At 41.6% G+C, this 23,027-nt stretch carries 26 protein-coding genes, 1 tRNA gene and 1 pseudogene; 10 read left to right on the top strand and 18 right to left on the bottom strand.

Translation table 11 applies throughout. The annotated features are described in order from the left end of the window. The first annotated feature begins 224 nt into the window (after positions 1 to 224). From ACHBHN_RS09690 to ACHBHN_RS09680, 3 genes are read left to right on the top strand one after another with little or no spacing between them, the layout of a single operon-like run. Positions 225 to 551: a PadR family transcriptional regulator gene (locus ACHBHN_RS09690; protein ID WP_105111503.1), complete on the top strand. Its 327-nt coding sequence runs from the start codon at positions 225 to 227 to the stop codon at positions 549 to 551. Then, the gene (locus tag ACHBHN_RS09685; protein ID WP_394733193.1) at positions 538 to 1,293 is read left to right on the top strand and encodes a DUF1700 domain-containing protein; all 756 of its coding nucleotides are present in this window, start codon (positions 538 to 540) and stop codon (positions 1,291 to 1,293) included. The genes ACHBHN_RS09690 and ACHBHN_RS09685 overlap by 14 nt, the downstream gene beginning before the upstream one ends. Next, complete coding sequence (locus ACHBHN_RS09680; RefSeq protein ID WP_394733194.1) at positions 1,290 to 2,360, top strand: hypothetical protein; 1,071 nt, start codon at positions 1,290 to 1,292, stop codon at positions 2,358 to 2,360. The genes ACHBHN_RS09685 and ACHBHN_RS09680 overlap by 4 nt, the downstream gene beginning before the upstream one ends. A gap of 70 nt (positions 2,361 to 2,430) precedes the next feature. Here ACHBHN_RS09680 and ACHBHN_RS09675 read toward each other — a convergent pair whose 3' ends face one another. Both ACHBHN_RS09675 and ACHBHN_RS09670 read right to left on the bottom strand, forming a co-directional pair. Beyond that, on the bottom strand, positions 2,431 to 3,648 hold the full coding sequence (locus tag ACHBHN_RS09675; RefSeq protein ID WP_105122494.1) for an ABC transporter permease: 1,218 nt from the start codon (positions 3,646 to 3,648) through the stop codon (positions 2,431 to 2,433). Next, entirely contained in the window at positions 3,645 to 4,538 is an 894-nt protein-coding gene (locus ACHBHN_RS09670) for an ABC transporter ATP-binding protein (RefSeq protein WP_105122493.1), read from the bottom strand. Before ACHBHN_RS09670 ends, ACHBHN_RS09675 begins: the two co-directional genes overlap by 4 nt. Before the next feature lie 208 nt (positions 4,539 to 4,746). Here ACHBHN_RS09670 and ACHBHN_RS09665 point away from each other — a divergent pair, with 208 nt between their 5' ends. The 3 genes from ACHBHN_RS09665 to ACHBHN_RS09655 are packed head-to-tail and all read left to right on the top strand — an operon-like array spanning position 4,747 to position 7,286. Next, entirely contained in the window at positions 4,747 to 5,730 is a 984-nt protein-coding gene (locus tag ACHBHN_RS09665; protein ID WP_105122492.1) for an ATP-binding cassette domain-containing protein, read from the top strand. Further along, complete coding sequence (locus ACHBHN_RS09660) at positions 5,723 to 6,502, top strand: ABC-2 family transporter protein (protein WP_105122491.1); 780 nt, start codon at positions 5,723 to 5,725, stop codon at positions 6,500 to 6,502. Before ACHBHN_RS09665 ends, ACHBHN_RS09660 begins: the two co-directional genes overlap by 8 nt. Position 6,503: 1 nt before the next feature. After that, entirely contained in the window at positions 6,504 to 7,286 is a 783-nt protein-coding gene (locus tag ACHBHN_RS09655) for an ABC transporter permease (RefSeq protein ID WP_105122490.1), read from the top strand. 116 nt (positions 7,287 to 7,402) lie between these two features. Here ACHBHN_RS09655 and ACHBHN_RS09650 read toward each other — a convergent pair. The 8 genes and pseudogenes from ACHBHN_RS09650 to ACHBHN_RS09615 form a co-directional block, all read right to left on the bottom strand. Further along, positions 7,403 to 7,672, bottom strand: a pseudogene (locus ACHBHN_RS09650) (transposase); the annotation flags it as partial. Positions 7,673 to 7,912: 240 nt separating this feature from the next. Then, the gene (locus ACHBHN_RS09645) at positions 7,913 to 9,607 is read right to left on the bottom strand and encodes a recombinase family protein (RefSeq protein ID WP_394733991.1); all 1,695 of its coding nucleotides are present in this window, start codon (positions 9,605 to 9,607) and stop codon (positions 7,913 to 7,915) included. Between the two features lie 60 nt (positions 9,608 to 9,667). Then, a complete protein-coding gene (locus tag ACHBHN_RS09640; RefSeq protein WP_394733992.1) occupies positions 9,668 to 9,829 on the bottom strand; it encodes a hypothetical protein in 162 nt (53 codons plus the stop codon). Further along, on the bottom strand, positions 9,813 to 10,613 hold the full coding sequence (locus ACHBHN_RS09635; RefSeq protein ID WP_394733990.1) for a replication-relaxation family protein: 801 nt from the start codon (positions 10,611 to 10,613) through the stop codon (positions 9,813 to 9,815). Before ACHBHN_RS09635 ends, ACHBHN_RS09640 begins: the two co-directional genes overlap by 17 nt. A gap of 82 nt (positions 10,614 to 10,695) precedes the next feature. Then, on the bottom strand, positions 10,696 to 12,903 hold the full coding sequence (locus ACHBHN_RS09630; protein WP_394733989.1) for a type IV secretory system conjugative DNA transfer family protein: 2,208 nt from the start codon (positions 12,901 to 12,903) through the stop codon (positions 10,696 to 10,698). A gap of 2 nt (positions 12,904 to 12,905) precedes the next feature. Then, positions 12,906 to 13,076 (bottom strand): hypothetical protein, encoded by a 171-nt coding sequence (locus ACHBHN_RS09625; RefSeq protein WP_332423760.1) that lies wholly within the window; start codon positions 13,074 to 13,076, stop codon positions 12,906 to 12,908. A gap of 157 nt (positions 13,077 to 13,233) precedes the next feature. After that, a complete protein-coding gene (locus ACHBHN_RS09620; protein ID WP_394733988.1) occupies positions 13,234 to 13,446 on the bottom strand; it encodes a hypothetical protein in 213 nt (70 codons plus the stop codon). Positions 13,447 to 13,455: 9 nt separating this feature from the next. Then, a complete protein-coding gene (locus tag ACHBHN_RS09615; RefSeq protein WP_024413593.1) occupies positions 13,456 to 13,725 on the bottom strand; it encodes a hypothetical protein in 270 nt (89 codons plus the stop codon). A 115-nt stretch (positions 13,726 to 13,840) separates the two neighbouring features. Between ACHBHN_RS09615 and ACHBHN_RS09610 the strand changes: the two genes are divergently transcribed. The 4 genes from ACHBHN_RS09610 to ACHBHN_RS09595 all read left to right on the top strand — a co-directional run bounded on the left by ACHBHN_RS09610 (position 13,841) and on the right by ACHBHN_RS09595 (position 17,283). After that, positions 13,841 to 14,953, top strand: a complete 1,113-nt coding sequence (locus tag ACHBHN_RS09610) for a hypothetical protein (protein WP_105120297.1) — start codon at positions 13,841 to 13,843, stop codon at positions 14,951 to 14,953. A 373-nt stretch (positions 14,954 to 15,326) separates the two neighbouring features. Continuing rightward, positions 15,327 to 15,713, top strand: coding sequence for a hypothetical protein (locus ACHBHN_RS09605; RefSeq protein WP_105120296.1), 387 nt, complete (start codon positions 15,327 to 15,329; stop codon positions 15,711 to 15,713). A gap of 261 nt (positions 15,714 to 15,974) precedes the next feature. Next, a complete protein-coding gene (locus tag ACHBHN_RS09600; RefSeq protein WP_105120295.1) occupies positions 15,975 to 16,610 on the top strand; it encodes a recombinase family protein in 636 nt (211 codons plus the stop codon). 283 nt (positions 16,611 to 16,893) lie between these two features. Then, positions 16,894 to 17,283, top strand: coding sequence for a hypothetical protein (locus tag ACHBHN_RS09595; RefSeq protein ID WP_394733987.1), 390 nt, complete (start codon positions 16,894 to 16,896; stop codon positions 17,281 to 17,283). Positions 17,284 to 17,830: 547 nt separating this feature from the next. Here the strand turns inward: ACHBHN_RS09595 and rpsR are convergent. The 8 genes from rpsR to ACHBHN_RS09555 form a co-directional block, all read right to left on the bottom strand. Next, positions 17,831 to 18,070, bottom strand: coding sequence for a 30S ribosomal protein S18 (gene rpsR / locus ACHBHN_RS09590; RefSeq protein ID WP_002939250.1), 240 nt, complete (start codon positions 18,068 to 18,070; stop codon positions 17,831 to 17,833). 31 nt (positions 18,071 to 18,101) lie between these two features. Next, the gene (locus ACHBHN_RS09585; protein WP_002942409.1) at positions 18,102 to 18,596 is read right to left on the bottom strand and encodes a single-stranded DNA-binding protein; all 495 of its coding nucleotides are present in this window, start codon (positions 18,594 to 18,596) and stop codon (positions 18,102 to 18,104) included. An 11-nt stretch (positions 18,597 to 18,607) separates the two neighbouring features. After that, on the bottom strand, positions 18,608 to 18,898 hold the full coding sequence (gene rpsF / locus ACHBHN_RS09580) for a 30S ribosomal protein S6 (RefSeq protein ID WP_105111495.1): 291 nt from the start codon (positions 18,896 to 18,898) through the stop codon (positions 18,608 to 18,610). A gap of 158 nt (positions 18,899 to 19,056) precedes the next feature. Continuing rightward, positions 19,057 to 20,721, bottom strand: a complete 1,665-nt coding sequence (locus tag ACHBHN_RS09575) for a DAK2 domain-containing protein (RefSeq protein ID WP_105122489.1) — start codon at positions 20,719 to 20,721, stop codon at positions 19,057 to 19,059. A gap of 2 nt (positions 20,722 to 20,723) precedes the next feature. Continuing rightward, positions 20,724 to 21,089 (bottom strand): Asp23/Gls24 family envelope stress response protein, encoded by a 366-nt coding sequence (locus tag ACHBHN_RS09570; RefSeq protein ID WP_105111305.1) that lies wholly within the window; start codon positions 21,087 to 21,089, stop codon positions 20,724 to 20,726. Between the two features lie 131 nt (positions 21,090 to 21,220). Next, a complete protein-coding gene (gene rpmB, locus ACHBHN_RS09565; RefSeq protein ID WP_001140948.1) occupies positions 21,221 to 21,409 on the bottom strand; it encodes a 50S ribosomal protein L28 in 189 nt (62 codons plus the stop codon). A 329-nt stretch (positions 21,410 to 21,738) separates the two neighbouring features. Beyond that, a complete protein-coding gene (locus ACHBHN_RS09560; RefSeq protein ID WP_208562947.1) occupies positions 21,739 to 22,620 on the bottom strand; it encodes a class II fructose-bisphosphate aldolase in 882 nt (293 codons plus the stop codon). A 166-nt stretch (positions 22,621 to 22,786) separates the two neighbouring features. Continuing rightward, positions 22,787 to 22,872: transfer RNA gene (locus ACHBHN_RS09555), tRNA-Leu, on the bottom strand. Between the last annotated feature and the right edge of the window lie 155 nt (positions 22,873 to 23,027).

Below are 23,027 nucleotides of genomic sequence, written 5' to 3'. Positions count from 1 at the left end.
GGACTTTTTTTCTACACTCAAAAAGGCTCCATAATCTCTACAGTGGATTTACCCACTACAGAAATTATAGAGCCTTTTTTTTTTGAAAAAATTTCTCTCAAATGACTTGACAATTTATTTTAGTGGGTGTATATTTTATATATAGAGAATTTTGATATATACAAAAATCAGTATATAGCAAATATCAACTTAAAAGGCGATCATCATCGAAAGGAGTGAGCCGCATGCATTTTCCCGTACCTGCAGTGCTGACGGAATTTCTCATTATGGCCATTTTAGAATCCAATGATTCCTACGGCTATGAGATCTGTCAGACCATCAAGCTGATTTCCAACATAAAGGAATCCGCTCTCTATCCCATTCTGAAACGCTTGGAACAACAGGATCTCTTGACCACCTATTCTCAGGAATTTCAAGGACGGATGAGGAAATATTATAGTTTAACCCAGCTAGGCCATGAAGAATTGGTCCAACTGAAAGAAGATTGGGATATCTATACGACTACTATCAACGGCATCATAGAAGGGAGTGTCCGCCATGACAAGAACTGAGTACATGGAGCAACTTGAAAAACATTTGAAAAAGTTGCCCCACAAGGAATACTTGGAAGCCAAAAACTTTTTTGAAGAATACTTTGACGAGGCAGGTCCTGAACGTGAAGCCGAAATCATGGAAGAGCTGGGATCTCCTAAGGAAGCAGCCAATGAACTGATCAACAACATGCTCAACCGTCAATTAGAAGATACAGCTCCAACACAAGATGAGACCAATCCTCAAGACAAGCGTTTCTTGCTTACCCTAGCTTTTTTGAGCGCTGCCCTTCTCATTTCTACCTTCTTCCTCTTTGTTGAACCACTGCTTGGAATCATGGGGATCTTCCTGGTCACTATCAGCGCAGCTTTTTACATCGGTAAAAACTTAGAGCAATTGAAACATACACGGAAAACAGTTTGGTTGGCCAGTCTTGCTCTGATTACCCTTCCGATCACTATCCCTCTTCTTCTCTTGATGATCGGGGCCTTGTTGGGCTTGATATTAATAATTGTCGCCTTCATCATTGGTGCATTTGGTTTAGGAGTCGGCTTGATGGTTACTGGTGGTTCCTTGATTTGGGAAGGATTTACCTTGCTATCAAAAGGATTCAATGTCTTCATCATGGGTTTTGGTGCTGGCATATCCTTGTTTGGTGCGGCAATCCTACTCTACCTTTTGACCGGATTTTTCACCTATTGGGCATGGCGCTTGGTCAAAACCTTCTTCCAATGGATCTTGAAACGAGGTAAACGAGCATGAAAAAGAAACTTACGATCGCCCTCATCACGGGCTTTGTCAGCTTGATTTCTGGCTTGATTCTGGTTGGAATTGGATTTTTCTCTGGGGGTCTCAACCGCCTGGAAGAAATCGCAAAGCCAAATCAGGTTCAAACATCCTATACTTCCCTATCAGAAATCCAGATTAAAGATCTTCCACATTCAGTTACGATCAAGGAATCAACCGATGGACTCTTCCATGTGTCCTATGCCAACTCAAAAAATAACACCCACAACACAGTTGAAGTCACTGAGAAAAATGGCATCCTGGCTCTCAGCTCAAAAAATCCCCAACTGTCCATTCAAGGTATCATGCAGGTTCTCGGGGAAAGATTATCCGATGACACTATTGACATCTACTCTGTTACCATTGAAGTTCCAACAGGTAAGCAACTGGACAGACTCATCAGTAACAATACCTATAATAGCTACTTCGATAGTCTCTACATTGAAAATGTCCATATCAAGGAAATGACCGTCGAGCAGGGCCGGATGCTCTATCTCAACAATGTCCAATTGGATTCAGGTACTGTAAGTAGTTACTATACAAATATCAGTAAATCAACGATTAAAAATACCACTATCTCTGCACAAGGTGACAATATCCATTTCTATCAGACCCAGCTCGAAAATGTTTCTGTTGAAAACTATGGCCAACTGGATTTGATTGAAGGAACTCTCCTAGGAGACAACAAATTCCTCCCACACGAAGACCGAGCTTATACCGTGACCAATATCGATTTGACTGACCAATCATTAGCAGACATCAACCTCCAGATTCAAAATAAGCTTGACTTGAGAAGTCTAGGCGAATTTATGGGCTACTACTACGAGTCAGATGAAGAGTGGGAAACTGCCCAAAGCGAATCAAGTCTGATTGACGAAAGTCAGTTGAATGACATTGGTATTTTTACAAGAGACCAGTATGAAAAACTAGAGGTCAAGGAAACAGAAGATGGTTTTAGTCTGACTGTTGAAAAAAAAGAAAGCAAAAACAAATTAACCGTTGAAGCAACCAACGCGACTATCAACCTCCGTGATCCAAAATAAATGACCGAACAGATAACAAAGACCAACTTAGGATTCCTAAGTTGGTCTTTTCGTTCTATTGTAGGCAGACTTACTTGCTCGTTAAGCCTTTCTTCAAGCTTCTCCAAAAGCCGATATCATCGGTCTGTAAAATCAAGCCTGCATAGGATTTGCCTATAAAGACGATTGCGCCAATCGTGGTCGCTGCGAGAATGAAGAAAGATAGCCAGGTCTCCCAATTACTTGCCCAGCCATTTATCTGGCGAATCGGCATAAAGAAGGAGGATAAAAATGGGATAAAAGATCCGATTTTCACCACCATATGTTCTTGTGCTTGTTGCCCAAAGGTCATGGCCCCTAAAAAGCCGATGATAATCGGATAGATAACCGGTTGCACAGCCTTGTTGACATCTTCTGGCCTCACCACAAGAGAACCACACAAGGAAGCCAGGGTTACTCCTAGGAGCAGACCGAAAATAGCAAAGAGAATCATGGTCCAGTCCAAGTTGTCTAAAACAGCTTGCACCAAGACCTGGTTTGACTCAAAGATTTCCTTGGTCAATTCCAATTGTCCTGCTAGGTGATAGGCCAAGATGCCACCTACAAGATAGACACCCAAATGGGTCGCAATGACGAGGAAGATGCCAAAGATGCGACCATAGAAATAGGTCCAGGCTGGAACACTAGAGAAAATCACTTCCATGATTTTCGTTCCCTTTTCACTGGCTACCTCCTGGGCAGTTGTAGAAGCATAAACAATAGTCATGATGTACATGAGGAAAATCAAGCCAAAGAAGGTAATCATCTGTCCAATTTTTTCCAGCCCCTCTTGGTCACCAACTTCCTCCACATAGGAAGGCTGGATGGCTAGAAATTCAAGCTGAGTTGGTGTCAATTGAGCATTTGCTTCATTGAGCTGCTGCTGCAAGCTCTCTAGAATAGACTGGAAGGTTTGCTGAACGGATTGAGAAGGGACCTCATTTCCATGATAGGTCGCCTGGTACTGCTGGTCCACTACTGCGACCTTGATATAGCCTTCCAACTCTTCTTCTGAAAGCTGCTGCTTGGCCTCTTCTTCTGTCACAAGAACCAAGTCTAAGTCAAGTGTCGCAAAGGCCATTTGGGCCATAAAGTCCTCACTTACGAGACCAATTTTTTCCGACCCAGCATCCATGCTAGAGCTTGTTAGATAGCCTGTTCCCAAAGATATGCCGAGAAAGAGGAAAGGGGATAGGACCATAAAAACAAAGGACCAGGATTTGACCTGCCGTAGGTAGGTCTCTTTTGCGACTAGGATAAAAGATTTCATTCTGCCACCCCCGATTTGATTTTAAAGATTTCATCAATGGTTGGCGCCTGCTGGTCAAAGGTTGCCAGATAGTGACCACCACTGATCAACTGGAAGAGCTCTGGACCTGCTGCTTCATCGTCTAGGACAAGGCGCCATTTATCGTGATTGGTCATTTGAACAGAGAGGACATGGGGCAGGCCTTCTAGCTGCTCTCTCGGAATATCCGAGGAAACAAAGAGGCGGGTCCGACCAAACTGCCGACGAATATCCTGAATGCCTCCATTCAAGACCAGCTGCCCATCTTGGATCATCAAGAGTTGGTCACAGAGTTCCTCCACATTGGTCATAACATGATCTGAAAAGATGATGGTTGCCCCGCGCTCCTTTTCCTCTAAAATCACACGTTTTAGGAGGGCGGTGTTGACAGGGTCCAACCCAGAAAAGGGCTCATCCAAAATAATCAGGTCTGGTTCATGGAGCAAAGTTACAATCAACTGAATCTTTTGCTGGTTTCCTTTGGATAGGCTTTTAATCTTGTCTGTCACCTTGCCCTTGACTTCCAACTTTTCCATCCAAAACGGTAGTTTTTCAGCCACTTCTTTCTTGGTCAATCCCTTTAAACTTGCCAAATACCGGACCTGTTCAAAAACAGAAAGCTTGGGCATGAGGCTCCGTTCTTCTGGTAGATAGCCGATTTTTGAAAACAAGTCTGGCGTGACAGCCTGCTGGTCAAGGGCAATCTCTCCCTCGTAGCTGACAAATCCTAGTAAGGAATGGAAGAAAGTAGTTTTTCCTGCACCATTTTTCCCTACCAAACCACAGATGATTCCAGATGGAATAGTAAAGGAAATGTCCTTCAAGACTTCCTTGGTCCCGTAACTTTTACATAAGCGACGAACTTCTAACATCTCAACCTCCTTAGAATTGATTGCTTTTATTGTACACCTTTTTCTTGGTATTGTAAATAATGCATGGAAAAAATGATAAAAAATAACAGAACAGAAATCTTCTCTGCTTTTTTCAGAAAATCCTTCGCTATTTTCTTATATTTTCATCATCACAGGCGAATAAATCGTGATATAATGATTACGCAAACGTTTTCTCAAGGAGATCATTATGATAGAAGCGCAGCATTTATCCAAAACCTACTACGTGGTCGATAAGGAGGTGGGGCTAAAAGGCTCAATTAAGGCCTTCTTCAAGCCCAAGAAAAAAACCATTCAGGCGGTGCAGGACATCTCCCTGTCCATTCAGAAGGGAGAGATTGTCGGCTATATCGGATCCAACGGGTCCGGCAAGTCAACTACGATTAAAATGTTGACGGGGGTGCTACACGCCGATGAGGGCACGGTCACCATTAACGGCCTGGTTCCCAAGGATAATCGCAAAGCGGTCAACAAGCAGATCGGTGTCCTTTTTGGGCAGAAATCACATCTGGATTGGAACCTGCCTGTGCAGGAGTCCTTTATTCTCCATGCCAAAATCTATGATGTACCTGAGGCGGTTTTTCAGGAACGACTGGCACGCTTGATTGACTTGCTGGATTTGGCAGACATTATGAAGCAGTCCATCCGCAATCTGTCTCTGGGACAGCGGGTCCGCTGTGAATTTGCGGCTATTTTTCTCCACCAGCCTTCTGTGGTCTTTCTGGACGAGCCAACCATCGGCCTGGACGCTAGTGTCAAGGAGACCATTCGTTCTTTTATTCGCTACATGAATGAAGAGCACGGCACGACTTTCTTGATTACTTCCCACGATATGAAGGACATTGAAACCCTCTGCGAGCGGATTTTCATCATCGATAAGGGAAAAAAAGTCTACGACGGCTCACTCAGTCAGCTCAAGGAGCGATTTTCTCAAATCAAAACCATTAGTTTTTCTACCGAGCATCCGCTGACCAAAGATATTCAGGCGACTGGTCTGGAATTTGACCGCAAGGATGATTACCACTTCGACATTCACTATCAGGCTAACCAATGGACCAGTGCCCAGGTCATCACCTTGGTCTTTGAGCAGATCGAGGTCGATGATGTGACCATGAAGGAGCTGGAAATTGAGTCCATTGTCCGTCAGATTTACGAGGAGGGCATTCATGCATAAGTACCTCTACATGACACGGCTGACTATGATGACAGCCCTGCAGTACAAGGCCTTTTTCCTGGCTTCTTTCGTATCTGTGCTAGCACGGATTTTGGTGTCTCTCTTTGTCTGGAAGACTATTTTCTTCACACAGCCTGAGGTCAATGGTTACACCCTCCAGACCTTCACCACCTATATCATCTTCGCTAGCCTTCTGGCAAGCCTCAACTCCTTTTCAATCGGTGAAGACCTGTCCCACTCGATTTTGCAAGGGCAGATTGCTGGGGAATTTTTGCGGCCCTACTCTTTTATCCTCTCCCTCTTCTTCAAGGATTTAGGAACAAAATTGATTGAACTCTTCAAGTTTTTGGTGGTCTTTTTCATCATCCTCTTGGTGCAGAGTGATTTTTACCTACCAGATGGAAAGACTATATTAGTCTTTCTCCTATCTGCTATCTTGGGAATGTTTATTGTGCAATTCTTAGACTTGGCTTTTGGTTTTGCGACTTTCTTTACGGTCAATGCTTGGGGAGTCATGCTGCTACGCATGGGACTCTTCAACCTGTCATCCGGAGCCCTCTTACCGCTAAGCTTTTACCCTGAAAAAGTCGAAAAAGTCTTGAGTTTCATGCCCTATAACTATGCAATCAATGTGCCTATTTCTATTCTCTTAGGCAGAGAAACTGACCTGTCCTTGCTGGGCTTGCAGTTGCTCTGGTTGCCTGTCCTTGCTGGCTTTATCGCGGCTCTATGGTCCCAAGCCAAGCGAAAAATTGTCATTTTTGGAGGCTAGGATGAAAAAGTATATAGGTCTTTATTTGTACAATGTCAAGGTCTTCATGATGGCCCAGATGTCTTTTCGGGTAGATTTTTTCATCGGTCTGGTCTCATCTTTGGTGGAGCAGGTGGTCTATTTGATTTTCCTCAATGTCCTTTTTAGTAATATCAAGGAGATTGCAGGCTTTAACTACGGGCAGATGCTGTTTATCTATGGAATGGCAACGGTGGGGCGGTCGGTCCACTTGATTTTCTTTGATAATCTGTGGATGTTCGGTAGCCGCTACATTCGTCGGGGGGAGTTTGAACGCCTCTTGCTCTTGCCGGTCAATCCGCTCTTTCAGCTGGTCTGCGAACGAATTCAGCCTCAGGGCATCGGTACGACGATGATTGGTGGCGTGGCTCTCTGGCAGTCTTCGCAGATTTTGGGCTTGGAATGGTCTGTCTGGAAGATTCTCCTGTTGGTTTTTATTGCCATTTGCATCGGTCTGCTCTATGCGGCAATTCAGCTGGGACCAACAGCTCTTGCCTTTTGGATCGTGGAATCCTTCCCTCTCACCATGGGGATTTTCGCACTCAACCAAATGGCCCAATACCCGCTCAATATCTATCCAAAAGTCATTCAATTCCTACTGATTTTTGTCTTTCCCTATGCCTTTACCGCCTACTTCCCAGCCCTCTACTTCCTGGACCTCTCCATGTGGGGCCTCGCACTCCCCCTCGTTGTTGCCATCATCTTTACGATTAACTATAAACTCTTCCGCTATGGTATGACCAAGTTTACGAGTGTTGGTGGTTGACGGAGCCCGGGGAGATGCTCCATCAAGTTGGAGATAGAGGCGACCAGAGTCGGCTGTCATTAACAAGTCTACGGATAGACTTGCTCAAGTTGGAGATAAAAGCTAGCGACAGCTAGCTACAGAATGAAGACAAACATCTCGATTGATGTTTGTCTTTTTCTGTTTATTGGTCTGATAGTCGGTCTTTTTGCCAGAATCGTGGCTATTTGTACAATATAAAAAGGCTTCCCTGCCCTCATTTTTACCAATTTCTTGAGATTTAAACACGCCAAAGTCAGTCCAACCTTATCTTCCATTTTGGACTTGCCTTTCTCTCTTGTATAACGAAGATTGTGGTACTCGTTGGCTGTCCCAAAGAGGCGTTCAATCTCCTCACTGCGCAATTGTGCTTCTCAAGTTTAACGAGCACAAGTAAAAACGACCTATCAGTGTTGAACCTATCTAGTTTCTAGGGGGCTAGCTAAATAGGGCTTTGAAGCTCCTAATTCGCTCTCATATTTTCAAGCTCATGAAAAAATGGTCCACTCTGTCATTGCGCTTTACACATTTCTAGAGCGCAAGAAAAAATGACCCGTTAATGGAGCTTACACCCAGCAGTTTAGTTATTGCGGTTAATAGTTAGCGAGTCAGTCCGCCTGACTCGCTTTTTCCTTGTTTAGTTTTCCGATGAAATTGTAGTAAATGTCAATCTGAATGATTCGCTTGCGTTTCGTGCCAGTTGGCTTATGAATCACAATCTTGTCAATCAGTTCATTTACCATTTCAACGGTTAATTCTGAAACTTGTGTATATTTGGAAATTCTCGTCATGAACTTGGAGATATTCAGGCTATCTTCTTGTTGTTTGGCGAGTTTTTCTGTTAAGTCAGAAATGGAAGTTTGAAGTTGCTTCTGTTCTTCTTCATAAGTTTGACTTAACTTCACAAAGCGTTCATCTGAAATTTTTCCAAGTAGATTGTCTTCGTAAAGCTGTTGAATAATACGGTCGATTTCTTTGGAACGGTGTTCGTCCTTTTGAAGTTGCTGACGCTGGCGTTTGTTATCCTTGCTGAATTGAGCCTGACTTTGCTGTTCTAACTTCTTCAAAAAGTTTTCTCGGTCAAGCTGGGCTTCAGAAATGGCCTGGCGGAGTTTGTCGCTCACAATCTCAATCAGGGCAGATTTCTGAATGTAGTGCGGATTCTCACACCCGTCAATTGGTCTGCGGTAGCCAGAACACTTGTAATGGTCGTGATTTAATCCATTTTTCTCTTGCGGACAAAAGTAATGCTTTCGCCCACAAGTTCCACAAAAGACCAAACCCGCAAATAGATTTTCATGACCAGATCGATTTTTATACCGCTGATTTGAACGCTTGTGGCTTCGCATTTTCTGGACAATATCGAAAGTTTCTTGGTCGATAATCGCTTCATGGGTATTTTTGAAAATCAGCCAATCTTCTCTTGGAAGGTCAATAGACCTTTTGTCCTTATAAGATTTTGTCCGCGTCCGAAGATTGACCGTATGCCCAAGATATTCTTCACGAATAAGTATCCGTTTGAGCGTTTCTCTTGTCCAAAAATAAGGCAAAGTTTCTACATTCGGACTGGCAGAAACAGGTTTCAAGCCGAGTTCTATTCGGTGGCGGTCTGGCTTGAAGATTTTGTCGTTCTCCAAGCCTTTCGCAATCTCCGAGAGACTTATTCCGCTTTTTGCTTCCTGAAAAATCCGCTTCACAACTTCGCTGGCAACTGGGTCAATTATCCAGTTTTTAGGGTTGTTTGGGTCTTTGAGGTAGCCATAAGGTGGATTGGTGGTTACTCGCTCGCCAGCTTTGGCTTTAGCTTGAACTACCGCCCGAATCTTTTTGCTGGTGTCTGCCGCATACATTTCATCCATTAGGCTCTTGATTGGTAAGAAAATGGAGTTGGTCTCATTTGGTTTATTAGAATCTATACCGTCATTAAGAGCGATAAAGCGGACATCAAAACTCGGAAAAGTAATTTCCGTTAATTGCCCAACCTTGATATAAGACCTCCCTAAACGGCTTAAATCCTTAACGATGAAGTTTGAAACTTGTCCATTTTCCACCAACCGTAACGCTTCTGAAATAGCTGGGCGGTCAAAATTCGTTCCGCTAAAACCGTCATCGACAAAAAGAATGGGATTGGATAGTTTTTCTCGCTCCACAACATCAAGCAAAATATTCTTCTGATTGATAATGGAGTTACTGTCTCCGTCCAATCCGTCATCTTGACTCAAACGGCAATAAACAACCGTAATATCCGACAGTCTGGAAGTATCTACTTGTCTATAATCTGAAATTGTCAAAGTTCTGTTCATGTGTTTTCTCCTTTTGGAGTTCACACACCTTATACTTCTATTATACCATTTTTACTACTGTTAAAGTAGTGATTTATCGCTTAAAATCAGCCTTTCTAAGACATTTTCAAGCGGACGATTTCCAGTAAAATAGTGGCAGATAAAGTAAGTTGTTCGACCGATTTGCTTCTTTTCGTGCTTGGTGTGCGAGCTGATTATGGAGTCTTTATCTTGATTTTTCAAGTTCATCAAACCCTCCTTTGATATAGTTTTGGTAGTCGTCCAGAGTAATCACGGTAAACAATTCCCAAAAGTTATAAAGTTCCGCTTGAATAGCCTTTGAAATTGCCAGCTTTCGCTTGTCGTCTGGAACAATCCAAAGCACAAATGGGAAAACTCCGTACTGGCGTTGTTCGACACCTGAGCGATAGTATTCGATATACTTTTTACAGGTGTTCACTATGCGGGCTAGACTTTCAGTGCTTCGGTCTAGTTCAATGAAATAGTGGTCTTCGTATTCTTGACTGACTAGCTCCAGATAAGCATCTGGCTTCAAAGTCATACCTAAGCCAGAAAGTTTTTGGTAGCTTCGCCAAGAGTTCGGCTCAAAAGAAAAGGCTTCAAGTGATAGCTTTTTGGAATTTCGGACGGTCTCCATAGTTTCGACGAATATTTCCGTGACTGCCAAGGTGTGTTCGACATGGTGTTGAGTTGGCTCATATTGATTTTTATACCGCAAAACAATCGTTTCATCTTGGCTTTTTAACAGTTTCAAACCTTGAAAAGTAATTTGCCAAACATAGGAAGCAGAGCCTTTGCGAACACCACCAATTCGGCGTTTGAGGTGTGAAACCAGACCAGCCTTTAACAGTCTTTGTGTTGTAAAGTTGACTCGGCGAATAGCGGTTTCTGGTTTGTCGCTGTCTGAATAAAAGAGTCTGGCAAGCTGGCTGGTGGTGGCATATCTAGCTTGATTGAGAAAGTATAAAATTTGAATATCTTGTGTGGTTAATTGATTCCATTTCATCTGTTTTGTTCTCCTTAAAGGTTGGCTGGTAAAATGTGCTTCGTTACGCAGTAAGTCGTGTGACAATTGAGGGCAGAAAGGCTTATTTTGCAGGGCTGGAAGAATTTTCTTCGTCAACACGATTAGAAGACCGATTAGAACGCTTTTTTCGTCCTAAATCGTCCAACAATTCAGCCGTTTGTGGTTTCTCTTTATAGGTAAAAGCCTGAAATTCTCGCTCTAAATCGTCCATATTTTGTCCGTATTTGATAAGACTATTTAGGTAAGGCGTGCGACTATCCCGAATCCTAGGTGTCGGCGGATAGGTTTTGCCAATTACCCAACGATAGATATTGGGCGAGATTTCAATTCTTGAATATACCCAAAATGGTGACAGGCTATAGAAATCCTCTTTGGCAACTTCTAATGTGGATTTTGCCATTTCCTTGGCTTCGTTCAAATTCAAGCCAAAGACAATTTTATTGGCAGTATTTGATTCAATTCCTGCTTTGAGATTTGAAGACATCTGTGCTAAGTGCTGAAAACCTATCGCCCAACCAACATTAAACTGGCGAGATTGTGAAAGTGCTTCGTCCAGATTGGCGTTAGGGATTCCAAGAAAGCTTGGTGTTTCATCGACATAAATGAAAGCGGACTGGCGTTTGCTTGGCTCAACCGAAGACTGTCGCAAAATAAGCATCCACAAGATTGAAGTGACAAGGCTTCCGATAAGTTTGGCGGATTCTGAACCAATAACTGCCTTATTTAATGGCACTAGCACAATTTTTCTGCCCTGGAAGAGTTCTGCCAAACTGAATTTTGGTTGAGCTTGTCCAAGCATAGCCCTGAGTTGCGGGCGAAGTAAAAACTGGCGAAACTTGTTCAAAATCGGGTTTAACATCTGGTGGCATTGGGCTTCGCTTAACAGCTCAAACCAAGACCAAAAACTTTCTAAGCCGATTGGGTCCGTGAGATTTTTCAACAGCTTATTTCTGAAATGCTTATTGGTTAAAAGGCTAGGCAACATCACCAAAGAACTGTTTGGAATCCGTGCCAAAGTCAAGAAAGCGTGCGACAGAATGTCTAAAGAGTAGATTCCGAAATGTTCTGGATATAAGCCTTTGAATAGCTCTAACAGATAATCTGCGATAACTTCAGGCTCGATTCCATAATTTGTCAGCTCAAAGGGGTTAATGCCAACAATTCGCTTGGCGGTTGGTGAAATAACCACTATGTCTTCGTCATGTTCGGCTGGAGTTCGTTCAAGCAGTTCATGCGTTAATTGCCCCTTGGCGTCAATCACAACTACGCTATGCTTCTTGGATTTTATGTCAGACAGAATCAAATGACTCATCGCTGTAGTTTTACCTGTTCCAGTGCTTCCAAGTAGAAACAAATGTTTCTTGGCGGATTGGCTGGAAATTTGAAGCGGTCTCGGCTGAGTTTCGACAGTCTGACCAAAACTTCTCACCTTATTGTGGTTCAAATTGTAGCCAAGCGGTGGCGTGATGAGTTTCGGGTGAACATTCGGCACGCCGTCCATGTTTTCTTCACCAACTGGCAAAAGCAAGAAACAAGCGAGGTCAGCAGTAGCTAAGCTATACGGAAAAGACCAAGACGGTTGAGCTTGATTGATTTTTGAAGCCGAGATTGGTTTTAGCTCAATAGTAGCGTGAGTTTCCAACATCCGAAAGCTACTGAGCAGGCTTGAAAAGAACTCTTTCGTCCGCAAAATACTGCGTGAGTTTGCCCCAAGCCTAATTTCACATCTGAAAGTTGATTGATTTAACTTCTGACGCATGAGCTTTTTGGAGTTTTCTGAGAGTTCAGGAATATTATTTGTGATAACCTGATACCAGCGAGCAGACAAATTTGGTAATTCTTTAGGTTGTGGTTTTGGTGGAGACCCAGAGCCAAGAATCAACTGAAGAACAATTTCCTCATCTGGCTGGAGTGTTTTTGACAGTGCCAAACTAGAGCGAATCATGTTTTCTAACGAATCTGTTTTTAGAGCATAATGTGACTGCTTAATCTGAACTAATCGGGCAACTGATATTTTTTCACGCTTAGGAGCTTTAGAAAATTGAATCTGTCGGTGTGATTGTATCAATTGATGAACGTGCCGTTTATCTTGTTCTTCTGTTCCTAAAAGATACCGCACATGGTTTCTCTTCAAGCGAACTTCAAAAACAAGACTCTTTCGCCGAGTCAGACCGACCAACTGACCAAGCAGACTTTTGACATCTTCTTCTGAAAACGGACGCTGCCAAGTCCATTCACTCCACGACAAAGCGTTAAAGTGTCGCTTCATATTTACCTCCAATCTTTCTTAATTTTGATAATCCGAAAGGCAAACCAACCAGAAAAGATGAACACCGCTCCCAAAAATAACACTTGCCAGACTTCCAAGACCAATTTAACCGCTTGATTGATAAGCCAAGCACAGGCAAAGAATCCGAGAATGTAAGCGAGTAGTTTCTTCATGGCTGGTTTCCTTTCTGATTTCAGTTATACAGGAAGATTGCCAAAAATTGAAATTTGGTTTTGTCCTGCTTTTGGAGCGATTGGAATAGATTCTGGACGGGTTAACAGTAGTATATTTCACCATATTTTGTCCTTTTGTCTAGTCCAAGTGGTGATTTTATCGCTTTTGGTGGCGTAAGATTTCAGCGATAGCTTCTAGGTAAATTCCGTTAAATGCTTGTCTCTTTTCAAGATATTCTGCCAGTGCGATTTCTTCTTCTGTATAGCTTGGCTGGTTTTCTTTGTCCAATGCTTCAAAGTATACTCCTAGAACAGAGATAAAGAGTAAGATAACGCCACTTATTATCAGAATCCAAGAATAAATGTTCATAGCTCCTCCTTATTTCAAATATTGCGTAGTATAGTGAGTGAAAGCTCTCAGAATATAATCTGTATAAGCGTGAGCTTCTGGATTGTTTTTCAGGATTTCAGCTTGAATCAAGGCTAAATTCCCCACCTTGTAGAGAATGTCTGTCGCTAGAAGCTCCCTTGCTTGGTTGTCTGCCATGTTTTGACTGAGCTTTCTTGCGACCTCCATTTGATATGGACTGGCGATGGTTTGAAGTGCTTGGACTTCTTTGTTTCGACGAATAGAAGGTGTAAGTGACATAAGCGTTCTCCTTTGATATAATTTTGGTAAGTTAGCTAACTTATGGCTATAGTATAATTGATTATTAAATCTCGTTCATCAGTCAAAAAATCTCAAAAATCTCAAGGAGGGGGATATGTCAGAGTTTAGATTGGGTTGGTTTTGTTATATTCTTCAAAAATGCGAAAAGAAAAAGCGAAATCAAGAAGATTTCATCAATATAGTATTAAATAAACTGGTTGCCAAAAACAACTCCAATATCTCTTTTGTGCCAGAAATCAATCGAGTTTCTAGTAATAGAATTTTTACTGGTGATGAAGATGTGCCTGAGTTTTACCGCGAGGCGTTGCCTCTGACCGACCTAGAAGCTCAAAGCCTGCGAATTTCTAACTTACTGAAAGAACTAAACAAAGATGAAACCTTTGATTTTAAGCAGGCCGCTTCCAAGGTAAAAAATAAGCTCTTGGAAAATGCAAAGGAAGCAAAGCGAGTTTTTGGAGACGACAAACTAAAAAAGCTCAACTCCACAAAGGAAGCTGAACTCTACCTTTCAATTCTCTTAGTCTTTCTTGTTAATATTTCCAATATTCCAACTGTGGACAATGAAGCTCTGAGAAACTCAAAAATCATTCAAGATAATATCCTTAAATTTTTGGACAATGAAATCATCTTGTCGCTTTTTCTGCATCGCCTACATTTTAATGAGTTATTGAACACCCCTGAAATCAATAAAATATTTTACTTAGAATTTTATTCTCCGCACCAGCTAACCCAAAACTCAGTCCAGCAAAGTTTTGGAGTTCCAACCTTACGCTTTCTGCTTAGAAACACAATCGAGAGATTGCCACTTGTCCAGAATGGTTTAATTTTACAGAATGGCATCATCAACGAGAGAATCCAGAAGTTCATTTCTGGCAATTTTCAAAATACAGATAGAGCCATATTGCTGGCTGGTTTTTGCGATTCATTTGAAGTTCTATGTAAAACACTTCAGCAATATTTTCCAAAAGAGGCCAATGGAAAACTATTTGAAATTGACAAAATGGTGCTATCTATAAAAACTCGGTATGACTACACTGCCGACTGCATGCAAGAAATGATAGGAATTACAAATAAAACCGTAGAGTTTCTTGAGCAACAACAATACGCTTCTAAAGATAATATTGAGTTGACGGTAGGCGGAACGGAAGAACTCAGGAATGGGGAGATGATATTTATCTGCTTAGTAAAATCACATACAATACATTAAAAAAGTCTAAACAATCACATTTAAAAAACGCTTGCATTTTCATCGGAATATCAGTATAATAAATTCAGAAATAAGTTCTTAAAAAAGGGCTTGTCAAACACCTATCTCATTTACCGCCCATAGGAGTATTCTCCTATCCGACCCTAAATGAATACGGCGCATGACAAGCTCTTTTTTGGAACTATAGCCAGTATGGAGGTGATAAATTAACACATTATAAAAATAAAAGTTGCATATAGGAAAAACATTTCCTATTGAAGTCTCTAAAAAGAAAAGAGGTGCTATATATTATGTCTAAACACTTTGGCGCAGGAAGTCACATTTTTACTCCGCCAGAAACCCTAATCGCTTTTCAAAGTACGGAGGTCTCATCATGGAAACATTATATCTATTTGCTGCTACGATGTTAGTAAATGAGGGCTTTGCTCTTTTTGCCCCAGAAAACGTCATAGCAATGGCTGTCGCCTTAACACCCAACGCTTATGAAATCTGGCTACTTCTCAAAGAGCTTGTAGAGTATGTACGGGAGAAATTGCCAACTAAAACATTAGTCGGTCAGGACAATACGACATTTAGGGGCAGTAGTGAAACTCATAAAAGCTTTAGTTTTGAGTTCGGTATTAAGTGGTTTTTCCGAAAGCTGAGAAGCTTCAATATCACGACTAAAATAGAAACCAAAGAAAGCATAAAAAATGAAAATAACACAATTATGGAGAGGCAACAAGAAAAAAGCTCTCCAGCAGATGCCGAAGAGCAGTAAAAATTTTAGCACTAGAAGAAGCTTCACCGAAAGCGTTAGACTTCTAGTTGTTAGAAATATATAAGACAGTTCCTAACACTTCAAAATTAAGGAGCTGTTTTATTTTTACTTCGTAGGTAGAAACTCGCTACCTACGACTCAATTCATTATACTCCTATTTTATTTTTGTGTCAAGTGTTTATACTTTACGCCTTTTTATTTACCTTTATTTTCCTTTACAATAAAACCACCCTGCTACAATAGTAAAGCAAGGAGGACAATGTGAAGAAAATCATCAAGCAATATCAAGAAAAAGGCTATGTCATCATTGGCTACGCCCGTGTTAGTTCAACAGACAACCGCCAAGAATTGGGGTTAGAAGTTCAAAAAGAAGCTTTGGGCTTCTGCGACAAGCTCTACATCGAAAAAGAATCAGGTGGAAATCAAGAGCGACCGCAACTTCAAAAAGCTCTCAAACTCGCCAAGGAATGTGCTAAATCTGGATTAGAAACCAGCTTTGTGGTCTATAAACTAGACCGCCTAACCCGTAAAATGCTCCACCTGTCCGCTATCATATCGGAACTAACCAGCTACAATATCCGCCTTCAATCTCTTCATGAGCAGATTGAAACAAATTCCCTGACGGGCAAATTCTTCTGTCTTATGCTGGGATATGTGGCGGAGTGGGAGCTTCAAGCCATTTCAGACCGCACCAAAGATGGACTACGGAAAGCTAGAGAGCGCGGTGTGAAGTTGGGCAATAAAGGTATTTCAAAATCCAAAGAAAAACAAGTTATCAGCTGCTATCTCAATGAAGAGTTATCCGTACGGAGTATCGCCATTATGCTCAATATTTCTACCGCCACTATTTATAGTGTGTTGAGGCGTAATAATATCCGAACAAAACGTAAAAAATAGTCAATAAATTGTTGACAAACTACTGAAAAAATAGTAAAGTAAACGCATATAAATGTTTTAGCAGACGGTCGTTTGTTAAAACAATCAAAGTTATCAACAAAAAATATTAGAAATGCTGATTTGACAAGGTTTTTGAATTTTTGTCAGATTGGCATTTTTTGATTTTTCATTATTTTAGTTGACGACCGTTAACTAAAACACACTCAAACCCTATTGTAGCAGGGTTTTTTGAGAATGAAATAATAGAAAGGTGGCGTGTTGACGCCAAGGTGATTTTATGGGGATGCGTGAAAAAGAAATTAGCTTTGACACTAGCAAAAGTCTCTCGGAGCTAGGTGTTATTATTAAAAACTTCCACAAACGTCCAGTGAAGTGCTCTGCAATGACAGACCTTATTTCAAGAGTTACAATTCCAGGAGAAGCCGAAGCTGATGTTTCTATTTTATTAGAAGGCCAAACACTTTTTGGTGGTCATTGGGCTGTTCAAGTGTATGTCGCTGAAATGGACTACGGTTGCGCAGTAAGCCTTATTGCGCTAGGAACTGGCATTGGTCAGCAGTTGGCTTTAGGTGTGGTTAAGGGTCTGGGTGGCAATGTAAATCCTCGGTCTGATATTATTAACTTCAGAACAAGTATCCGAAAAGCCAACAAGATAAAAGAACTTTTTGAGTAATTTAGGAGGTAAACAAAATGGGAAATCTAAACGAGTGGTTGTGTGCTTGCGAGAGAGACAGGGGTGTCGGCAATAAATGTGAATATTGTAGGGAGGCTATCTATCACAACATTTCTAATCATGCTTGCTCTTCATTTGGTGCTTGTCAGAAAAAATCGGGGTGGTGGTAATCTGTGGCTAAATTAAAGGAAATTTTAGTAAAAGCAACTATTGAATGTCCATATTGCGGACGAAAAACAAGTGACCGTGCAGAACGGTGTTGCAACTGTAACAACAGAATATAGGAGTGTAAATATGACTGAAAAATGCACAAAATGTGGTGAAGTTCTTTGGTTTTACGCAGAAGATACCGCCCGCGGTAAAGTGATAAAAGTCTGTAAAAACCCTAATTGCACAATGTATGATTTTAAGGTTTCTTTTAGTGAACGATAATTTAATATACGGAAAAAGACGGCTCAACTTGAACCGTCTTTCAATTTGCCTATAAGGTGTATGAACTCAGATTATTTAGACTGCTGAGTGTCATACCCTCTTTGGGGTCATTTTTTTAATCTTCGTTTACGAATGGTAGCAATGCCATAACGCGAGCACGTTTGATAGCTGTTGTTACTTTACGTTGGTTTTTAGCTGAAGTTCCAGTTACACGACGTGGAAGGATTTTTCCACGTTCAGAAATGAAACGGCTAAGAAGCTCAGTATCTTTGTAATCAACATATTCAATTTTGTTAGCTGCGATATAGTCAACTTTTTTACGGCGTTTGAAACCGCCACGACGTTGTTGAGCCATGTGTTTTCTCCTTTATATATTTAGTATCGACCTAAAATGGTAGGTCATCGTCTGAAATATCCATTGGGTTTGATGCACCAAATGGACTTTCTTCTCGAGCGAAGTTCGGTGTAGATTGTGCAGGTGCTTGATAAGGTGAATTGTAATCATTGCCACCAGCAAATGAATTACCAGCAGAATATCCGCCACCTTGACCTTCACGGGCAGTACGGCTTTCCAAGAGTTGGAAACTTTCTGCAACTACCTCAGTTACATAAACGCGTTGCCCTTGCTGATTGTCGTAACTACGGGTCTGAATGCGACCAGTCACGCCAATGAGAGCACCTTTCTTAGCCCAATTCGCCAAATTTTCAGCTTGTTGACGCCAGATAACTACGTTGATAAAGTCCGCTTCACGCTCGCCATTTTGATTTTTAAAATTACGGTTAACTGCAAGTGTAAAAGTCGCAACAGCTTGGTTTGACGGAGTGTAACGAAGTTCTGCATCGCGGGTCATGCGACCAACCAATACTACATTATTTATCATATAAAACCTTCTTACGCGTCAAGTTTCACAATCATGTGACGAAGAATGTCGCCGTTGATTTTTGACAAACGGTCAAACTCTTTAAGAGCTTCGTCGTTAGTCGCTTCAACGTTAACGATGTGGTACAAACCTTCACGGAAATCTTGGATTTCGTAGGCAAGGCGACGTTTTTCCCATGCTTTTGATTCAACGATTGTTGCACCGTTGTCAGTCAAGATAGAGTCAAAGCGTGCTACCAAAGCGTTTTTAGCTTCTTCTTCAATGTTTGGACGAATAATATAAAGAATTTCGTATTTAGCCATTGATATGTTCCTCCTTTTGGTCTAATGCCCCCAGGTCCTAGCCTGTGGGAAGTGAGGGATACTCACAAGAAACTATTATATCATATTTGGGCCAAATAGCAAGCAAAATATCCACAAAATACACAAGAAAAGAACAGTCAGACTGCTCTTCTCATGGATTATTCAACACTAAAGAGATATGGATAAACAGGTTGATTACCGAAATGGATTTCAACCTCTACATCTTCAAATTTCTCTTCCAATTGATAAGCAAGGGCTTGTGCTGTATCCTCGTCACCATCCTCACCAATATAGATAGTCACGATTTCACTATCTTCATCCAACATTTTATCAAAGGTAGCAACAAGCGTCTCCATCATATCTGGATTAGAAACCACAATCTTGCCATCAACCATACCCAAGTTATCATTTTCATGAATTTCCAGACCATCGATAGTTGTGTCACGGACTGCAGTTGTCACGCTACCACTTTTCACTTCTGCAAGTGATGCCGTCATCGCTTTAAAGTTGCTGTCCAAATCACGACTTGGATCAAAGGCAAGCAAGCTAGTGAAGCCTTGTGGTAGAGTCTTGGTTTCTACCACCTTAACCGCCACTTCAGCAACTTCTGCTGCAGTCTGAGCCGCCATCAAGATGTTCTTGTTGTTTGGCAACAAGATGACATTGCGAGCATTGACCAATTCAATAGCATTGACAAAATCCTCTGTTGAAGGGTTCATGGTCTGACCACCTGAAATCACATAATCAACGCCTTGTGATTTGAAGATCTCTGTCAATCCTTCTCCAGCTGCAACAGCGATAATGCCGTATTCTTTTTGCTCAGCTGGTTTTTGGTAGGCTTCTTCTTTTTCAACTTGCGCTTCATGTTGTTCACGCATATTGTCTACTTTTACCTTGACTAAGCTACCATATTGGAGACCTGCTTGCATAACCAAGCCTGGATCTTCTGTATGGACGTGAACTTTTACAATTTCATCATCATTGACTACAAGGAGTGAATCTCCTAGGTCGTTGAGGTAGTTACGGAATTCTTCATAATCAAAGTCTTTCACATAAGTAGGACCTTGGCGAAGGGCAACCATGATTTCCGTACAGTAACCAAAGGTAATGTCCTCAGTCGCTACATGACCAGCAACTGACTTGTGGTGTTCTGCATTAATCATTTCTGTCATGACTGCTGGAGTTGCTTCAAAATCCTCAGAAGCAATGTATTCACCAGTCAAAGCTGACAAGAAACCTTCGTAGATATAAACAAGACCTTGACCACCAGAGTCAACAACCCCAACTTCTTTCAAGACTGGAAGCATATCAGGTGTTTTCTTGAGGGCACGGTTGGCACCTTCAAGAGTTGCACGCATGACTTCAATGGCATCATCTGTTTCTTCTGCTTTTTTTAGGGCAGCCGTCGCTGCACCACGAGAAACGGTCAAAATGGTACCCTCAACTGGCTTCATAACGGCCTTATAAGCCACTTCTACACCATGTTGGAAGGCCTGTGCCAAATCCTTACCATCTAATTCAACCTTGCCTTTAACAGACTGGCCAAAACCGCGGAACAATTGTGACGTAATAACGCCAGAGTTTCCGCGAGCACCCATGAGTAAACCTTTTGATAAGATTTGAGCGACTTCACCAACTGTATTTGCTGGCTTATCCGCAACTTCTTTGGCTCCATTGGTAATGGTCATACCCATATTGGTACCAGTATCCCCATCTGGAACAGGGAAAACATTAAGTGAGTTGACGTATTCAGCTTGTTTATTCAGACGAGTTGATGCTGCCTGCACCATTTCTTGAAATAAACTAGTAGTAATTTTAGACACAATTATTCTCCTACGACTTTAATATTTTGGATGAAAACATTAACGGCATCCACAGAGATACCCAATTGATTTTCCAAGTTGAACTTGACACGTTCTTGGATATTGCGAGATACTTCACTGATTTTTACACCGTAGCTCATAACAGTGTAGACATCAACTGCAATACGACCATCTTCCAAGGTCTTGATGACAACGCCCTTGGCATAGTTTTCCTTTCTCAAAAGAGCCTGGAAATTGTCTTTGATGGCGGATTTGCTAGCCATGCCGACCACACCAAAAATCTCGGTCGTAGCTCCACCGACAACTGTGGCAATCACGTCGTCAGTCAATTCAATTTGGCCGTCTTTTGTATTGATTTTAACAGTCATATTACTTTACCTCAAATAGTTTTATCACTCCATTTTACCATACTTTCGCCATTCTGTAAAAAACAAGCTTGTGACAGCAGACGGAAGACTAGGTTTCTTTGGCAAAAAAAATAACCCAAAAGGGTCATTTCTTAAACGCGTTCTACTTTACCTGATTTAAGGGCACGAGCTGAAGCCCAAACTTTTTTAGGTTTACCGTCAATCAAAACAGTAACTTTTTGAAGGTTTGGTTTAACTGCGCGTTTAGTTTGGTTCATTGCGTGTGAACGGTTGTTACCTGATACAGTCTTACGACCAGTGAAATAACATACTTTAGCCATTGTATCTTCCTCCTCATTTGATCAAATATATCGGATGTGCTAGCACCACATACCATACTATTCTAACAGAAAAGAATGAAGTTGGCAAGGAATATTTTTATTTTTTTCTTTCGACAGTTCTCCAAGAATATTGAAGCCTGTCTATCAGACAGAATTGACATTTGACCAAGCTTGTTTCAAATCTTCTAAGGACAAGCCATTGAAAAAACGGATTTCCTTGTTCGCAATCAGAGATTGCTTCACAGAATAGGACTGTTTGAAACAGTAGATTAGATAAAACTCAAAAAACCAACCTTGCGGTTGGTTTAGATAGCATTACTTATATAACATTAAGCTTTGTTCGCTGAACCAAATACGTCGATTCGCTCTTCAACAGATGCTTGGATAGCTTTTACGCCGTCAGCCAAGAATTTACGTGGGTCAAAGAGTTTTTTCTTGTCGTATTCTGCTTCGTTTGCTTCATAAGCTGCTGCAAACTTACGAGTTGCGTTTGCAAATGCGATTTGACACTCAGTGTTAACGTTAACTTTAGCAACACCCAATTTGATTGCTTCTTGGATTTGTGCATCTGGAATACCAGAACCACCGTGCAATACGATTGGGAAACCTGGTACAGCCTCTGTCAATTTACGCAAGTGGTCAAGGTCAAGACCTTCCCAGTTTTCTGGGTATGGACCGTGGATGTTACCGATACCAGCTGCCAAGAAGTCAATACCAGTTGCAACCATTGCTACTGCATCTTCGATTGGAGCCAATTCACCAGTACCAACGATACCGTCTTCTTCACCACCGATAGTACCAACTTCAGCTTCAACTGAGATACCTTTAGCGTGTGCCAATTCTACAACTTCTTTTGCTTTTGAAAGGTTTTCTTCTACTGGAAGGTGTGAACCGTCAAACATGATAGAAGTGTAACCAACTTCGATACACTCAAGTGCATCTTCGTAGTGACCGTGGTCAAGGTGAATAGCAACTGGAACTGTGATGTTCATTGACTCGATCAAGTTTGCGATCAAGTTGCGAGCTACTTTGTAACCACCCATGTACTTAGCTGCACCCATAGAAGTTTGGATAAGAACCGGAGCTTGTTTTGCTTCTGCTGCACGCAAGATAGCTTGAGTCCACTCAAGGTTGTTTGTGTTAAATCCACCAACTGCATAACCGTTGTCACGCGCTGCTTGGACAAATTTTTCTGCTGAAACTAATGGCATTCTAAGAGCCTCCTAATATTTTTTGGGAGTCATCCCCCATACCCTCTTATTTTAACACGATTCTCAAAAAAATGCTAGCTGAAACTGTATCCGTATGAGAAAATTTTCACATAACTTTCAGGCACAAAAAAAAAAAAAGACTGGTTAAACCAGTCTGAAAGTCCTATGCGGAGAGAGGGACTTGAACCCTCACGACCTAAAGCGGTCACAGGATCCTTAATCCTGCGCGTCTGCCAATTCCGCCATCCCCGCTGAACACTAGATAAGTATATCACGGGGTAATACCCTTGTCAACACTTTTTTGAAAAAAAGTTCATATTTATTACTTTCCCCAATTTGTCAAGTCAAGTGCAACAAGTTCATTGATAACTAGAGATCCAGAGGTTAAGCTGTCTGGGCTAGCCCAA

It is taken from the genome of Streptococcus sp. A22, assembly GCF_043674215.1.
In the GTDB taxonomy this organism is placed as follows: Bacteria; Bacillota; Bacilli; order Lactobacillales; family Streptococcaceae; genus Streptococcus; species Streptococcus suis_V.
Note: the sequence above shows the minus strand (reverse complement) of the source record. Positions and strands in the feature narration are given on the sequence as shown.

Bases quoted from the DNA above. Each gene is read 5' to 3' on its own strand.
- ACHBHN_RS09690 (WP_105111503.1), top strand. From the start codon at position 225: ATGCATTTTCCCGTACCTGCAGTGCTGACGGAATTTCTCATTATGGCC.
- ACHBHN_RS09685 (WP_394733193.1), top strand. From the start codon at position 538: ATGACAAGAACTGAGTACATGGAGCAACTTGAAAAACATTTGAAAAAG.
- ACHBHN_RS09680 (WP_394733194.1), top strand. From the start codon at position 1,290: ATGAAAAAGAAACTTACGATCGCCCTCATCACGGGCTTTGTCAGCTTG.
- ACHBHN_RS09675 (WP_105122494.1), bottom strand. From the start codon at position 3,648: ATGAAATCTTTTATCCTAGTCGCAAAAGAGACCTACCTACGGCAGGTC.
- ACHBHN_RS09670 (WP_105122493.1), bottom strand. From the start codon at position 4,538: ATGTTAGAAGTTCGTCGCTTATGTAAAAGTTACGGGACCAAGGAAGTC.
- ACHBHN_RS09665 (WP_105122492.1), top strand. From the start codon at position 4,747: ATGATAGAAGCGCAGCATTTATCCAAAACCTACTACGTGGTCGATAAG.
- ACHBHN_RS09660 (WP_105122491.1), top strand. From the start codon at position 5,723: ATGCATAAGTACCTCTACATGACACGGCTGACTATGATGACAGCCCTG.
- ACHBHN_RS09655 (WP_105122490.1), top strand. From the start codon at position 6,504: ATGAAAAAGTATATAGGTCTTTATTTGTACAATGTCAAGGTCTTCATG.
- ACHBHN_RS09645 (WP_394733991.1), bottom strand. From the start codon at position 9,607: ATGAACAGAACTTTGACAATTTCAGATTATAGACAAGTAGATACTTCC.
- ACHBHN_RS09635 (WP_394733990.1), bottom strand. From the start codon at position 10,613: ATGAAATGGAATCAATTAACCACACAAGATATTCAAATTTTATACTTT.
- ACHBHN_RS09630 (WP_394733989.1), bottom strand. From the start codon at position 12,903: ATGAAGCGACACTTTAACGCTTTGTCGTGGAGTGAATGGACTTGGCAG.
- ACHBHN_RS09625 (WP_332423760.1), bottom strand. From the start codon at position 13,076: ATGAAGAAACTACTCGCTTACATTCTCGGATTCTTTGCCTGTGCTTGG.
- ACHBHN_RS09620 (WP_394733988.1), bottom strand. From the start codon at position 13,446: ATGAACATTTATTCTTGGATTCTGATAATAAGTGGCGTTATCTTACTC.
- ACHBHN_RS09615 (WP_024413593.1), bottom strand. From the start codon at position 13,725: ATGTCACTTACACCTTCTATTCGTCGAAACAAAGAAGTCCAAGCACTT.
- ACHBHN_RS09610 (WP_105120297.1), top strand. From the start codon at position 13,841: ATGTCAGAGTTTAGATTGGGTTGGTTTTGTTATATTCTTCAAAAATGC.
- ACHBHN_RS09605 (WP_105120296.1), top strand. From the start codon at position 15,327: ATGGAAACATTATATCTATTTGCTGCTACGATGTTAGTAAATGAGGGC.
- ACHBHN_RS09595 (WP_394733987.1), top strand. From the start codon at position 16,894: ATGCGTGAAAAAGAAATTAGCTTTGACACTAGCAAAAGTCTCTCGGAG.
- rpsR (WP_002939250.1), bottom strand. From the start codon at position 18,070: ATGGCTCAACAACGTCGTGGCGGTTTCAAACGCCGTAAAAAAGTTGAC.
- ACHBHN_RS09585 (WP_002942409.1), bottom strand. From the start codon at position 18,596: ATGATAAATAATGTAGTATTGGTTGGTCGCATGACCCGCGATGCAGAA.
- rpsF (WP_105111495.1), bottom strand. From the start codon at position 18,898: ATGGCTAAATACGAAATTCTTTATATTATTCGTCCAAACATTGAAGAA.
- ACHBHN_RS09570 (WP_105111305.1), bottom strand. From the start codon at position 21,089: ATGACTGTTAAAATCAATACAAAAGACGGCCAAATTGAATTGACTGAC.
- rpmB (WP_001140948.1), bottom strand. From the start codon at position 21,409: ATGGCTAAAGTATGTTATTTCACTGGTCGTAAGACTGTATCAGGTAAC.
- ACHBHN_RS09560 (WP_208562947.1), bottom strand. From the start codon at position 22,620: ATGCCATTAGTTTCAGCAGAAAAATTTGTCCAAGCAGCGCGTGACAAC.